Raw genomic sequence first — 14,549 nt, forward strand, 5'->3', positions numbered from 1 at the left:
TATGAAAATATTAACAGCTTCACGTATGGAGCGTTGCATAGGTTGCCATTCCTGTTCTTTTGCCTGTGCCCGGTTGGTGCATAAATTACTGTCGTGGAATACAGCGGGGATAAGGATTGCGTCTTCCGGAGGTCTTTCTACAGGATTCGTAGCCAAGGTTTGTCTGGCCTGTTCTCCGGCCCCCTGTGCGGAAGTCTGTCCGACCGGGGCCATGAAAGAAAGGAAGAAAGGCGGCGGGGTCATACACAAAAGAGACCTTTGTATTCGTTGCGGAAAATGCGCCGGGTCCTGTCCGGTGGATGCCATTTATCTCGATCTTAAAGACCGGCCATATGTTTGTATTCATTGCGGCAGGTGCGTTGAATTCTGCCCCCACGAATGTCTGGAGCTGGTCGAGTCCGATCAGAGGAGGGACTCATAATGATACGTGATTATTTTAGGGTCCTCGTAGTTGATTTAGGCAGCGGCAAAGGGAAAGTGGCCAAGGTCGAAGGCCGTAATGAATTTGCAGGAGGAAGCGGACTCGGGGCTTTGCTTTTTGAAAAGTACGGTTATGTTGACCGCCCGTGGGATGATCCTGATCAGCCGCTCATATTTTCCATCGGTCCTTTGACCGGTTTGTTTCCGCTCATGAGCAAAACCGTCTGTTCTTTTAAATCTCCATATCACGATCAGTTTGCCGAAAGTCATGCGGGTGGTCGCTCTGCGCTGGCTATCCGTTTTGCAGACTACGACGCGCTGGTCATTACCGGAAGGGCGCCGCGTTTATCATGTCTTTCCCTTGGGATGAAACATCTGGAAGTGAAGGATGTTCAGTTTCTGGCCGGAAAGGATGTTTTCAGTACCGGAAAGATTCTGCGCTCTATGTTTCCCGGTTCCGGTCACAGATCCATTCTGCGTATCGGCCCGGCAGGAGAGAAACTTTCGGCTATGGCCTGCATCAATGCCGATACCTACCGCCATTTCGGGCGGCTGGGATCTGGTGCGGTCATGGGTTCCAAGAATCTTAAGGGGATTGTGATTCAGGGGGACGGTTCATTCGCGCTGCCGGAAAATAAGGAATATTCCAAAATTTACCAGCAGGTCTATGCGAAGATGACCGATACCGACATGATGAGCAAGTATCACAATCTTGGTACCGCAGCGAATCTTGATGCTCTCAATGAACTTAAATCACTGCCGTGGCGTAATTTGCAGGCCACTAAGGACGAAGAAATCACCGGGATTACCGGTAAGAAATTCGCCGACGATACCCTGCTGCGTAACGCGGCCTGTGCCGGATGTCCGGTGGGTTGTATCCACATCGGTTTCGTGCGCGAGAAATTCATGGAAGATAACCAGTATCTATACCGGCAGGTGGCTTATGATTACGAGCCGATTTTTTCCACCGGTTCCATGCTCGGGGTTTCCGACGCTTTTCAGGTGCTGGGTATAATGGATGAGGTGGAAAAAGGCGGGCTTGATGTCATGTCCGGCGGGGTGGCTCTCGCATGGGCTACCGAGGCTTTTGAGAAAGGTCTGGTCAGTGAGGATCAAACAATTGTGCCGCTCGCTTTCGGAGATGCTGAGAACTACAAGAAGGCCGTGCAGTATCTCAGCAGGGCTGAAAATGAATTCTATGCCGCGCTGGCTAAAGGGTCGCTGGTGGCGGCCGCAAAATTCGGCGGCGAAGATTTTGCCTGTGTTTTGGGACAGGAAATGGCCGGCTATGCAACTGGAGAAACCTTTTACGTGGCAGAAGGTCTCGGTTTCCGTCACTCCCACCTGGATTCCGGGGGCTATTCATGGGACCAGAAAAATGATGCCAAAGACGCTGATGAAGTCTGCGATTTCCTGATCAACGATGAGACCGGACGGGCGTTTTTGACTTCCATGGTTTCCTGCCTGTTCGGCCGCGGGGTTTACAAAGATGATGTTCTTGCCGAGTGCCTTAAGTCTGTAGGTTATGATGAAATAGCTGAAAATATGGATGTTATTGGTGAGAGGGTCCGTGCCATGCGCTGGAAGATAAGATTTGCCACCGGCTATGACCCGGATAAGATTAAAATTCCTAAAAGATATAATGAGATCACGACATGGAAGGGTAAAACAGACCCGCAGTATCTGGAAAATTTAAAAAATGAGTATGGCCGTAGGATTCGAAATTTGGTTTCAGATGAGGCTTTGGAGAGGCTTGATCTGAAAAAAAATGATAAAAATTAAAAAAAGTACTTGCCAAGTCATTCCTGTTTGGTTAGTAATCTCTCCTCAGCGGCGCCGAGGTAGCTCAGTCGGTAGAGCAGGGGACTGAAAATCCCCGTGTCGGCAGTTCAATTCTGTCCCTCGGCACCACTAAGTTGTTAAGAATAGCCCTCATGAGAAATCATGAGGGCTTTTTCGTTGTGTGCTGAGCATGGCAGCGTAAGCCGCATTATTTAATCGGCAATGTTTCGATTGTCTCTGGGCTGTCGACTTCAAGTTTGGCATAATTCTTCATCAGCTCCATTCGGAAATGCTTCTGAAATTCCGCTTCGGTGATACTCATTTTTTTGGATTTGAATTGCACACAGGCGATGGTGTTCCGCAATTTTTTTTCATCCGGGCTAATAGCAATTATTTCTCCTGTTGCCATTTCCCTGTTCATCAGGTGGCTCACTGTTATTCCCGCGCCCAGCCCAGCCTTAACCGCCGAAACAATGGCCTCGGAACTGTCCGCGATGAATATGAGGTTCAGCTGTTGCGGATCGCGTCCGTAATGCAGCTTGAACCAGCTGCGGTACAGGGCGATGTCTTCTTTATATCCGATAAAATCCAAAGATTTCAGTTTGTGATAATCCGTGCCGTTCACCTTGGCCCGGTAGTATTCATTTGAGCAGACCATTACGAATTCTTCGCGTACGACCGGTTCGATGGAGTAGGCTGCGTTTCCGCCCGGTGTGTCCATGAAAAACGGCAGGATGTCGATGTATGCGAAATCAAGCTCGCCGCTGGAAATCTTGGAGAATAGAACTCTTGGTTCATCCAGTTCCAGATGCATGGTCACTGACGGATATTTACGCCGGAATGATCCGAAGATCGGCGGCAGGTAAATTTTCCCGAATTCAGTGGGCGCACCTATGCGTAACGGTCCTGATGGGGTCTGCGAGACTTCATTAATACTTCTGACTCCCTGCTCAAGTTCATCCATAAAACTTTTCACAATGCCGAATAATTTAATGCCGGACGCTGTAGGCACCAGTTTTCGGTTCACCCTCGTGAAAAGTTCCGTCTGCAATTCATCTTCCAGCTTTTTCAAATGCTGACTGACCCCGGATTGGGTTATGTGCAGCTTTTTTGCGGCTTCAGTGCTGCTTTGTTCATTAAAAATGTGGAAGAAAACTTTCAGTCTGTTGAGATCGGGGAGCATGTTCCGGCCTTTAGTTAGTTTTATTAATTAAAAGTAGTAGAACTATTAATTTTACTAATTACACTGGCAGTGTTTATCTATCAAGCATTGAAGGGCCAATTAGGCTTTTTCAGAACAGATAAAAGGAAGATTGATTTGAAAATAGGAATTATCGCCGCAATGAAAGAGGAACTGGCATTGCTGGTCAACAAACTGGATGAACAAAGTACGGAAACATTCGGACAGTTTATTTATTATACCGGACGCATTAACGGCGTGGAAGTTGCCTTGTTTCTATGCGGAATAGGTAAAGTCAACGCCGCGGTGGGCGCAACACTGCTACTGGATAAATTCAAGCCGGACTATCTTATAAATACCGGAGTGGCCGGAGCATTTCCCGGTAATATAAAAGTGGGCGACATCGTGCTTTCATCTGAAGTACGTCATTACGATGCCGATGCTACTATTTTTGATTATGAAATGGGTCAGATTCCGCAGATGCCAGCCGCATATCAGGCTGATAAGCTTTTACTTGGTCTGGCGGAAAAAGCATGGATCAACGAGGATGCGATCAGCGTGCATCGGGGACCGGTATTATCCGGTGATTCATTTGTCCACACTCCGCAGCAGATTTCGCAGATCGAGCAGAGGTTTCCAGATGTAATGGCTGTGGAAATGGAAGGGGCTGCCATCGCGCAGACCGGATTTTTGTTTAACGTCCCTTTTATACTGATCCGCTCCATCTCAGATAAAGTGCATGAGGACGGAAGCAGTTCGGTCTATGAGTCCAGTATGGAAAAAGCTGCTGCTAATTCAGTACGCATGGTTTTGGCTATGCTGAATGAGTTGTGATGCGTTTTGCGCTTTTGATGAATCGGCGGTCAGAGAAAGTTTTTGGAAAAAGTTTCTCTGGACTCTTCAAAAAATTTTAATAAGCTTCGCTGCTTGTTTACGAGGAATACATGAATAAAATAGAGAGTTTTAAGATAGATCATACTAAATTGAAACGTGGAATTTACGTCTCCCGTCGTGATGGGATCGGGGCCGAAAATGTCACCACTTTTGATCTCAGAATGAAAGAGCCAAACAATGAGCCTGCTCTTGATTCTGCTGTAGCACATACTTTGGAGCATATCGGGGCTACTTTTCTGCGCAACCATGCAGAATTTGGCGATAAAATAATTTATTTTGGACCCATGGGTTGTCTTACCGGCTTTTACCTGCTGCTTAACGGCAGGTATGAAGCAAGGGATATTGTGGGATTGATCCGTGAGCTATTCCGGTTTGCTGCCGATTTTGAAGGTGATGTTCCCGGAGCTTCAGCTGTTGAATGCGGAAACTATACACTTATGGATTTGTCCGGCGCAAAGCGGGAAGCCGCGAGATATTTCGCGGAAGTTCTGGATGGGATCGCGGAAGAAAATCTTAATTACCCTGAATAAAAAGAAAAAGCCGTTACAACTTGGTTGTAACGGCTATTCTAAGCATGTGGTGCCGAGGGACAGAATTGAACTGCCGACACGGGGATTTTCAGTCCCCTGCTCTACCGACTGAGCTACCTCGGCGCCGGAAAAACGATTTCTACGCAGATCGTAAAACGAAGTCAACAATTATTTGCTGATTAAAACAAGTCTTATCCACGCTAAGTGCCCGCCGGGTAATATCTATTCAATAAAAACGCGGCAGCGCACCTTATCTTTACTTTACCCATTCATCTTTTCCAGTACCTTGTACAGGGCCTGAGTGCCAAGCTCTTCGTAGCCAAGTGCCATGGCTGAAATGTAGAACTGGTTAACCAAAGCCAGACCAGGCAGGGAAAGGTTCATGCGTTTCGCTTCATCGAGAGCTATGCCCATATCCTTTACAAAGTGCTTAATGAAAAAACCGGGATTGAAATCATCATCTGCAATGCGACGGCCAAGATTGTTGATGGACCATGATCCGGCAGCACCGGAGCCGATTACATCGATAACTTCATTGAGATTCATACCCGCCTTGTAGGCATAGAGCAGGGATTCTACCACCCCGATCATTGTTCCGGCGATGAGGATTTGGTTGCACATTTTGGTGTGCTGACCTGCACCAGCCTTGCCCATGAGCTGTATGTTGCTGCCCATCACGTCAAATAGCGGGGTTATCGCGTCGAAAGTTTTTTTCTCTCCGCCGACCATGATAGCTAGAGTTCCGTTACGTGCTCCGAGGTCGCCGCCGGAAACAGGTGCGTCCAGAGCTTCAACTCCTTTAGCGGCAGCCTCTTTGGCAATGCGCTCTGCAAGGGCCGGCTCGGAGGTGGTCATATCCACGATAATTTTTCCGGAATCAGCATTTGCCAGTACTCCGTTTTCACCGAGAATAGTCTGTTCCACGTCTGAGGGATAGCCCACAATGGTAAAAATGATGTCCGCATTCTTGGCTACTTCTGCCGGGGAGTCGCACCATGTTGCACCTTTTGCAACCAGCTGGTCTGCTTTTGATTTTGTGCGGTTGTATACATATGCTTCGTTACCGTCTTTAAGTAGGTGCATGCACATGGAAGAACCCATTACACCTGTTCCGATCCATCCTATTTTTTTACTCATGAAATTAATCCTCATCGTGAATTGGGTTTTCAAAAAAAACTTAATGCCGGAAATAAATACCATACTGGTGATCAGTACGTAAATACGAGTATTGTTTTAGACTTACTTATAAAGAGCGTAAGCGGTTGCTCCTACCATCAGTACAACCATTGAGATATTTACTGTATGGCGAACTAACGGTGAGCGCAGCATTTTCATGAAGGATTCTCCGGTAACACACCACAATGAATGAAAAAGGGCTCCGCAGCAGGTGAATGTCCCAACGAAAATCAGGATTTCCGTGAAATTGTTTGCTCCGGGATTGGCAAATTGTGCGAATGCCGAAACTGACATGGCATAATGTTTGGGATTCAGCGGATGCAGAATCAGGCCTTCCACAAATTTGAACGCTTTCGGTTCTCCTGATGAATTAGCCTGCATATTCAGTACCTTCCATGCAAGATAAAGAATATAGATCAAGCCGCCTATCTTTAGGACGGCAGAGACCTGCGGATAAGCCAGAAATAATTGCGCAAGCCCCAAAGCAGCCAGAAAGTCCATGGCCAAACCGCCGAGGATTACGCCGGAAAGAAAGGGGATGGAACGTTTGAACCCCACAGCCTGACCAAGGGCCATGGATGCTATGTTGCCCGGACCGGGGGTTCCGGTCATTACGATGACAAATATAAGGAAGGCCCAAAAATTTTCTTGCATTTCAATTACCTCTGGCGGTTTAACTCTATTTGTACCGCTGTTTGATGTGGCTTGTTACCTTCAAGGAAACGCTCAGTCTGCTTTACTGCTGACTTATGCCAAAGTTGTTTATGAATTCCCAAAACCAGTTGTTATACTTCACTAAATAGTCTGGTTAGCTGGGGTTAAGTTTAAGAATTTAGGGCGTTGTCTTAGCAACGCCCTGTATGGGACCCACTGGACGTGGTTGGTAAGCAGCTTTATAATGATTGTGTGCTTGATGCTGCTTAATTGTGTTCATATTCTTGACATTGTGTGCAGTCAAATGAAATATTGTATGCATGACAAAATGGATACCTGAATTGGAAGATGGAACACGGGCTAAATTCAGACGACTGGCCGATGCGATCGAGCGTGATGTTTATGCCGGGAAACTGAGTCCCGGGGATAAGCTGCCTACTCATCGTGATCTTGCTGATGATCTGAAGATGAACGTGAGCACGGTGACCCGAGGTTACGCCGAGGCTGAAAAAAGGGGGCTTGTCTGCGGAACCGTGGGACGAGGGACATTCGTGGCTTCAGACGCGATCACGTCATCATCAATGGTTACATTTGAGCCGCATGCGCCGGGAATGATCGAGCTGGGCATGGTCAATACTTTTTACGATCTTGACCCGGACATTCAGGCTGGAATGAAGATGCTGACCCGCCGCCGAAATCTGAATGCCTTTTTGCGTTACACCGATCCGCAGGGGCTGCCGGAGCATCGCGAAGTTGGCGCGCAGTGGGCTAAAAGATACCGGCTGGAGACGACTGCCGGGCATGTTTTGGTATGTTCAGGAGCGCAGCATGCCCTCACATGTTGTCTGGGCGGTCTTTTTCGTTCGGGCGACCGCATTGCCACAGACGCTTTGATATATCCCGGAATGAAAACTCTCGCGTCTATGCTTGGGATCAGGCTGGTACCTGTTCCAATGGATGATCAGGGGATGATTCCCGAACAGCTGGAACGAATCTGCCGCCGGGAAAAGATAAACGGGGTCTCACTCATGCCCGGAGTGCAGAATCCCACTTCGGTCTGTATGCCGCTGGATAGGCGGGAGCAGATAGCTATGATCGCCTGTAATCATGATCTGACCATAATAGAAGATGATGCTTACGCTCTTACGGTGGAAAGCGATTTACCACCGGTTACATCTTTCGCTCCGGAAAGGAGCGTCTTCATTGCCGGAGTTTCCAAATCTATTGCTGTCGGGCTGCGGGTGGCGTTTATGGTTGCTCATGGTGAGAGGTTCAAACTGCTGGCTCATGCCATTTTAAATTCTGTATGGATGACTCCGCCCCTCAATGCAGAATTGCTTTGCCAGTGGATAAAGGACGGGACAGCGGATATAACCGTAAAGCTCAAGCGGCAGGCCGCACAACATCGGTTAGAGGCGGTCAAGGATCTATTGGCCGGAATGGGGTTGGGTGTTAATCCAACTGGTTTCTTTCTTTGGCTTTCACTACCTGACCCATGGAAGGGATATATGATTGAGTCCCGGGCGCGAGAAGAGGGAGTTAATCTTTTCGGTGCTGAAAAATTTTCCGTCGGCGGCGGTCCGGTGCCGGCTAATATTCGGCTTTCTCTGAGCGGTCCCAAGGATATTGAGGAGTTGCGCAAAGGGCTTGGGATTCTGAAAGAGTTGTTGTAAATATTAAGTCATGGGACACATAATAGGAAAGGATATATACCGGCAATTGGGTGACAAGGTGGACGGGACAACTGTGCGCATGCCGTGGTCTGATTCCATGCGTGAAATGCTCAAGGCCCTTTACTCTCCAGCGGAAGCGGAGCTTATTGTACGCATGCCTTACCGCCCCTCTTCACTTGAGCGAATTTCAAAATTGACCGGTATGGATGAAGGGGAGCTGCGTCCCATGCTCGAATCCATGTGCCATAAAGGTCTGGTTTGTGATCTTTGGGAGCAGGACCATTATCTATATATGATCAGCCCCTTTGTTATAGGCTTTTTTGAATTCTCGATGATGCGCACCAAGGGTGAGCTGAATTCTGCAAAATGGGCAGAACTGTTCAGTAATTATATGTTTTCGGATAAGTCTTTTTTTGAAGCTAATTATGGAAACAATGAACAGATTTCGATCATGCGCGCCCTGCCTCACGAAGGGACTATCCGAAATGTGGATCATGTGGAGGTGCTCGATTACGAAAAAGCGTCCGCTCTGGTGGATCAGCATGATCGATTCGCAGTCGGCCTTTGTTCGTGTCGGCACGAGAAAATGCATCTCGGGGAGCAGAAATGCGGTATTGACCTTGAGACCTGTACCTCCATGGGAGAAGCAGCTGATTTTCTAATTCGCAATAATTTCGCCCGTGAGATTTCCCGTTCTGAAATGGACGATATCATGGCCCGCTCACGTGAAATGGGCTTTACTCTGACCACCGATAATGTCCGCGAAAATGCGGGATTTCTCTGCCACTGCTGTGGATGCTGTTGCAATTTGATGAACGGTATTAAATATTCCGGATATCCGGGCATTGTTGTTTCCTCCACCTTCATTGCTGCAATTGAGCTGGCGGAATGCAACGGTTGCGGGAAGTGCGCGCGGGCTTGTCCTGTCGATGCGATCACTATTCATAAAAGAGATGCTTCCGCAGACGGTAAACCGATCCGTTTTGCTGAAATTAATAATGACATCTGCCTTGGCTGCGGTGTTTGCGCTCTCAAATGTCCCACTGGAGCCGTGCAGATGGATAAGCGCGAGCAACGGGTTATCCATCCCGAAGACAGCTTTGAGCGGGTTATCCTTCAATCCCTTGAACGCGGCACCCTGCAGAATCTTATCTTCGACAATCCAAACAGCCGCAGCGAGGACTTTATGCGTTCACTGCTCGGCGGCTTTCTGAAACTTTCCCCTGTAAAAAAAGGCTTGATGGGCGACCTGCTGCGCTCCCGTTTTTTAAGCGCATTGCGTAAAGCTTCTTCCTGATTGAACTGTATTTGTTCATTTTCTTCTTACTGTGCCCTGTCCGTAACTTTAGTGGTTGCTGTCAGGGTGTATTATGTTATTATTGTCCTCAGCTTTTAACTCCGGCCTGTTACTCATGTTTCTACTTCTGTTTCATAAACGAACTATTCTTTTTTTTGCGAAGTTCCGGGCCGGATGCTTAATAAATATTTTTTTTACTATGTTGAAGTAAATTTGTTCCTCTGCGATGCTTCAAGTGTGTTTAGGGTGTGTTATCCAAGCTTTTTTTCAGAAAAATGGTCATAGCGGAATCGAACAAAATTTTCATAAACGAAAATCATTTAGCGGCAAAAAACTTAAAAATGTAAGAAAGTGGTCATTTTTTGCATGCAAAATGATTTTAAATCTGTTAGAAAGCAATTAACCAAGAACTTGATACGCAGGTCCGCTCATTTTGCGGCCCTTTCGGTTAAACATAAACAAGGCAGGTATGAGAAATGGGTGTAACCAGACTCTACAAAGCAATTTTTGAAATTACCAGAGCTGTAAACTCCAGCCTGGAGCCGGAAAAAGTTCTGAACAGCATTGCCGAAAAAGTGGCAACTGAAATGGAACTGAAAGGTTGTTTTATCAGACTTCTTGATCGCAAGGGTGAAGTTCTGAAGGCAGACGCATCCTACGGTTTGAGTGAGCGCTACGAAAAGAAAGGTCCTGTTGAGGTTTCCAAGAGCCGTTTGGATCAGGAAGTTCTTGATGGTAAAATCGTAACAATTGCTGACGTTAGAAAAGATGACCGCTTCCAGTATCCTGAAGAAGCAGCCAAGGAAGGCCTTTGCTCTCTCGTGGTTGTACCGCTCACCGCTCGCGGTGACAAAGTTATCGGTGTTCTGCGTGTATATTCCGCCGAGCTCCGCGAATTTTCCGAAGAGGAATTGGATTTCCTCAAATGCGTTGCAGACCTTTCCGGTCTCGCCCTTGAAAATGCCCGCATGTACAGCGCCCTCAAACGTGCAAGCGAGCTGGCTAACGATTACATTTACCGCGTCGACGATCTGTAGAACGCGAGAATATAAGGAATTTTGAAATGAACAAAGTAAAAGTAGGTATTAACGGTTTTGGCCGTATCGGCCGTCAGGTTTTGAAGACCATATGGGAAAGACATCGTGACACTATCGAAGTTGTCGCAATCAACGACCTTTTCGATATCAACACCAACGCCGCCCTTTTCGCACGTGACACCAACTACGGTAAATTCCCCGCTGAAGTAAAAGTGGAAGATACCACCATGTACGTTGGTTCCGATTACGTTATCAAAAACTTTGCGGAACGTGATCCCCGCCGTATCCCCTGGGGAGAATGCGGTGTAGATGTTGTTATCGAGTGTACCGGTATTTTCAGAACCGGCCCCACCGCTGCGCAGCACCTTGAAGGCGGCGCAAAGAAAGTTGTTATTTCCGCTCCCGCGAAAGAAGAGGACATCACAGTTGTAATGGGTGTTAACCACAAGGATTACGATCCTGCAAAACACACCATTATTTCCAACGCATCCTGCACCACCAACTGCCTCGCGCCTATCGTTAAGACCATGCACGAGAAGTTCGGTATCGAGAAAGGTGTGATGACCACTGTTCACGCATACACCAATGACCAGCGTATTCTCGACCAGCCTCATAAGGACCTGCGTCGCGCCCGCGCTGCAGCCTGCAACATGATCCCCACCTCCACCGGTGCGGCTAAAGCTGTTGCCCTTGTCATTCCCGAAATGGCAGGCCGTTTTGAAGGTTACTCCGTGCGTGTTCCAACACCGACCGTATCCCTCGTGGACTTCGTTGCTGTGCTCAAAAGAGACACTGACACCGAAGAACTCAAGGCTACCCTGAAAGCAGCTGCCGAAGGCGAACTTAAAGGTATTATGGGTTACTCCGAGGAAGCTCTCGTTTCTTCCGACTTCCTCGCTGATCCCCGCTCCGGTATCGTCGAAGCTGATTTCACAGTCGTACAGGGCGGCAACCTCGCAAAGGTTTACGCTTGGTATGATAACGAATGGGGTTACTCCTGCCGTCTGGCCGATCTCATCGATTACATGGCTAAGTGCGGTATCTAATTAAGTATTGAATGCCGGCAGTGGTCCGGGAAGTTCCCGCTGCCGGTTTTAACCCTTTCTTCTGAAGAGGGTTAAACCTCCCGAAATTCGTCTGGATAGTGGATGTATTCGGATTGAATATTGAGATTCTTAAGATTGCCGAGGCGACCGGTCTGTTAACCACAAACAGGCCGGTCGTCTTTTTTCTGCCTGAGGCGGACCTGAGTCATGTGATTCAGGTCCGCTTTGTTTGTTATCTCCTGTTCTTCTCTGCAATTTTGCAAATTAAATAGTTATGTAACAGGAGAAAGTAACAATGAAAGTCGTAAATCCGAAAGGTAGTAATTTTTTAAAGGGGCAGTCTGAGGAAGGGTTGTTCGGACCTGAAAAAGAAACGCGTATGAGTCCCGAACTGGAACGATTGGCTGCTATTGGTGGCGTTGATCCCGATCTGCTTAAACGTGCCCGGGATCGCGAGGAGGAAGAGCGAGATTTAAGGGTTCTGGATGCTTATAATCGCTTTGAATCAGGATTGTATAATATTCTGGCTGATCCAAAATCCGGGATTATGCAGCTTAGGGCAGGGGATGCACAGTCTGCGGTGTTTAAGATCAACGATTATTTTACAGAAGAAGGAAACCGGCTTTGCGATGAACTTCCGGATGATGACTGCCGGAGCAGGTTTATGGATATTCTGGAATCCCGGCGGAAAACAGCTCTGGATGCAGTGGCCCGTCACCAGAGTCAGGAATATCAGAATTGGAAAGAAAGTACCGCGGCCGCGACTATTGATTCGGTCCTGAAGGGTGTTAAGCTCAGTCCGGATTCAGCCTCGCTCATGCATGGGGAGTTGCTGCTGGAGGGTGCTATTCTGCGGCTTTATCGGTCCAGCAATCTTGAACTCACACAACTGCGCTTGATAGCTGCCAAGCAGAGTATGTACGCCGGAGCTCTGGAAACAATAGGCGCGAATGATCCGATCAGCGCATTGATAATGGTGGATAGCTGGAAGGAGCAGCTGGGTGAGGAATATTATGAACGGTTGCTTGAAAAATTTAAACCTTTGGCGCGTAACCAGAGCATCAAGCAGGAATTTTATTCTTTGCGGGGCATGGATGATGAGCAGATTGAGGCGGAGCTCAAAGATCTGAAGGATGAGGATATGCGGCGCGAGATTTCGGAAATGCTCAGTGTTGACCGAGAATTGCGTGCTAGAACCGACCGGATTGCTCAAGAAGAGCAGAGAAACGCGGCCTGCCGGGAGTTGTTTAAAAAATTTGTAGAAGGTGTGCTCAGCACGGAAGATATTCTTGATTCCGGTCTCGATGCTGAAATGCGTTCCTTGTGGTTGCTTATCTTCGGACGCAAAGGAGAAAAAGGTAGCGACGAGGCTTTGATGAAAGTTGTCAACGGGTTGATATGTGATGCAATAAGCGAAGAAAGACAGATTTATGCTGCTATAGTTGGGGGGCTCGGTGAAATGGATGCCGCTTTGCTCATTGCGATGTTTGAATTTAGGGATAATCCTGAATCCCGGCTTGCGATTAATGGTTTACGTGAAATCAGTGAGCGCGGCGCGGCCGTTTCTTGCGAGGTCCGTGATCTCGCTGCTGCGGTGCGCGATTTTTTGAACCGTGTTGCCGCTTTGATTGCTAAAGGAGAGCCGTTCAGCGTAACCCGGGTGCGCAATGAAGTAATCACTGATCATTTTACAAAAGGGCAGGGCGGGCAGAAACCGGATGGTAATTCTCGTGAACAGGATTTTCCTGAAGTTGAAGATTCAGCTGCGGAACACTCAGAAACAAACTTTGCTCCTGCTGAAGACGATGAAGATGAAGCTGCCGATGAAACAACAGATCTTGAAAAGGAGCAGGTTTCCAAAAAGAATAATGAAGAGTACTCTGGCGGGAAATCTTAAAAATGGAGTTTCTATGCGCCGTATGATGATCATGCTTGTTCTGGCTGCACTGTTAGCTGGATGCGTTGGTGGTAATCTCCCTGATTCCGTGCACTCTCTCGCCTCTTTGCCTGAATCGGTAGTGCAGGTGGATGATGATCCTTTTGCTTACCGCATTTTCGGGGAAGGGCCGCCTTTACTCATGATTATGGGCTTTGCCGGGACTATGGACATCTGGGACACCAAATTTGTTCGTGAATTGGCGAAAGAGCATACGGTGATAATTTTCGATAACCGGGGTATTGGTGGGTCCGGAAAAGGAACGGAAGAAATATCCATTACCGGCATGGCTGCGGACAGCGCCGCTTTACTGCGCGAACTCGGTTACCCACATGCAGATGTACTTGGATGGTCCATGGGGGGGCTTATAGCGCAGGAACTTGCGCTTAATTATCCTGAAAAAGTAAATAAGCTGGTTTTGATAGGAACTTCATGCGATGCGAAACCGGTTGTAGCTACGACCCATAGATTGATGAAGATGGACGTGCCGGAGCTGCTGTCCCATTTTTTCCCTTCGGGCTGGGTTGAAAAATATCCTGAAGCATTTGAGAAACTTCCGCGTCCGGCAAGCCCTCCAGATCAGAAAATTATACAGTCTCAGGCCGCAGCTATGCTTAGGTGGCCGGGGTGCTGTTCACGTCTTACCGGATTCGATAAACCTACATTGGTAATTTCCGGCCTTGATGATGACATCCTGCCGGAAGCGTTGGGGGTCGAGATAGTGAAAAAAGTACAAGGAAGCTGGCTGGTGCGCTACAAGAATGCGACTCACTGGCTCATGTATCAGGACCCGGTGGGGTTGGTGATCACCATCAACAATTTCCTTGCCGTTAAGCAGGATTTATTATCGCAGTGATGTCGGCATCGATAATCTCTGCGGGCCCGAATTCTTCTTATTACTGCTTCATGCATGTGGATAGAACA

The 14,549-nt window shown here is 47.9% G+C and carries 13 protein-coding genes and 2 tRNA genes; 11 read left to right on the forward strand and 4 right to left on the reverse strand.

Annotation, left to right across the window (positions count from 1 at the left end; genetic code table 11):
• The first annotated feature begins 1 nt into the window (after position 1).
• The 3 genes from ACKU35_RS04030 (at position 2) to ACKU35_RS04040 (ending at position 2,331) form a co-directional block, all read left to right on the forward strand.
• On the forward strand, positions 2-421 hold the full coding sequence (locus tag ACKU35_RS04030; RefSeq protein WP_319763383.1) for a 4Fe-4S binding protein: 420 nt from the start codon (positions 2-4) through the stop codon (positions 419-421).
• The gene (locus ACKU35_RS04035) at positions 421-2,202 is read left to right on the forward strand and encodes an aldehyde ferredoxin oxidoreductase N-terminal domain-containing protein (protein ID WP_319763385.1); all 1,782 of its coding nucleotides are present in this window, start codon (positions 421-423) and stop codon (positions 2,200-2,202) included. Before ACKU35_RS04030 ends, ACKU35_RS04035 begins: the two co-directional genes overlap by 1 nt.
• A 53-nt stretch (positions 2,203-2,255) precedes the next feature.
• Positions 2,256-2,331, forward strand: a tRNA-Phe gene (locus ACKU35_RS04040).
• Positions 2,332-2,410: 79 nt separating this feature from the next.
• Here ACKU35_RS04040 and ACKU35_RS04045 read toward each other — a convergent pair.
• Entirely contained in the window at positions 2,411-3,385 is a 975-nt protein-coding gene (locus ACKU35_RS04045; RefSeq protein WP_319763387.1) for a LysR family transcriptional regulator, read from the reverse strand.
• 135 nt (positions 3,386-3,520) lie between these two features.
• Here ACKU35_RS04045 and mtnN point away from each other — a divergent pair, with 135 nt between their 5' ends.
• Both mtnN and ACKU35_RS04055 read left to right on the forward strand, forming a co-directional pair.
• Positions 3,521-4,216, forward strand: coding sequence for a 5'-methylthioadenosine/S-adenosylhomocysteine nucleosidase (gene mtnN / locus ACKU35_RS04050; RefSeq protein WP_319763389.1), 696 nt, complete (start codon positions 3,521-3,523; stop codon positions 4,214-4,216).
• A gap of 110 nt (positions 4,217-4,326) precedes the next feature.
• Complete coding sequence (locus ACKU35_RS04055) at positions 4,327-4,806, forward strand: S-ribosylhomocysteine lyase (RefSeq protein WP_319763391.1); 480 nt, start codon at positions 4,327-4,329, stop codon at positions 4,804-4,806.
• A gap of 47 nt (positions 4,807-4,853) precedes the next feature.
• On the opposite strand, the gene ACKU35_RS04060 is transcribed toward ACKU35_RS04055, so the two are convergent.
• The 3 genes from ACKU35_RS04060 to ACKU35_RS04070 all read right to left on the reverse strand — a co-directional run bounded on the left by ACKU35_RS04060 (position 4,854) and on the right by ACKU35_RS04070 (position 6,636).
• Positions 4,854-4,929, reverse strand: a tRNA-Phe gene (locus tag ACKU35_RS04060).
• A gap of 138 nt (positions 4,930-5,067) precedes the next feature.
• Entirely contained in the window at positions 5,068-5,943 is an 876-nt protein-coding gene (locus tag ACKU35_RS04065) for an NAD(P)-dependent oxidoreductase (protein ID WP_319763393.1), read from the reverse strand.
• A gap of 102 nt (positions 5,944-6,045) precedes the next feature.
• Complete coding sequence (locus tag ACKU35_RS04070; RefSeq protein ID WP_319763395.1) at positions 6,046-6,636, reverse strand: LysE family translocator; 591 nt, start codon at positions 6,634-6,636, stop codon at positions 6,046-6,048.
• A 320-nt stretch (positions 6,637-6,956) separates the two neighbouring features.
• Here ACKU35_RS04070 and ACKU35_RS04075 point away from each other — a divergent pair, with 320 nt between their 5' ends.
• The 6 genes from ACKU35_RS04075 (at position 6,957) to ACKU35_RS04100 (ending at position 14,481) form a co-directional block, all read left to right on the forward strand.
• Positions 6,957-8,309 (forward strand): PLP-dependent aminotransferase family protein, encoded by a 1,353-nt coding sequence (locus ACKU35_RS04075; protein ID WP_319763397.1) that lies wholly within the window; start codon positions 6,957-6,959, stop codon positions 8,307-8,309.
• Positions 8,310-8,319: 10 nt separating this feature from the next.
• Complete coding sequence (locus ACKU35_RS04080) at positions 8,320-9,606, forward strand: 4Fe-4S dicluster domain-containing protein (protein ID WP_319763399.1); 1,287 nt, start codon at positions 8,320-8,322, stop codon at positions 9,604-9,606.
• A gap of 476 nt (positions 9,607-10,082) precedes the next feature.
• On the forward strand, positions 10,083-10,643 hold the full coding sequence (locus ACKU35_RS04085; RefSeq protein WP_319763401.1) for a GAF domain-containing protein: 561 nt from the start codon (positions 10,083-10,085) through the stop codon (positions 10,641-10,643).
• Between the two features lie 26 nt (positions 10,644-10,669).
• Positions 10,670-11,689, forward strand: coding sequence for a type I glyceraldehyde-3-phosphate dehydrogenase (gene gap, locus ACKU35_RS04090; RefSeq protein ID WP_319763403.1), 1,020 nt, complete (start codon positions 10,670-10,672; stop codon positions 11,687-11,689).
• Between the two features lie 295 nt (positions 11,690-11,984).
• The gene (locus ACKU35_RS04095; protein ID WP_319763405.1) at positions 11,985-13,586 is read left to right on the forward strand and encodes a hypothetical protein; all 1,602 of its coding nucleotides are present in this window, start codon (positions 11,985-11,987) and stop codon (positions 13,584-13,586) included.
• A 13-nt stretch (positions 13,587-13,599) separates the two neighbouring features.
• Entirely contained in the window at positions 13,600-14,481 is an 882-nt protein-coding gene (locus ACKU35_RS04100) for an alpha/beta hydrolase (protein ID WP_319763407.1), read from the forward strand.
• Positions 14,482-14,549: the final 68 nt, after the last annotated feature.

Source organism: Maridesulfovibrio sp. (assembly GCF_963676065.1).
GTDB lineage: Bacteria > Desulfobacterota > Desulfovibrionia > Desulfovibrionales > Desulfovibrionaceae > Maridesulfovibrio.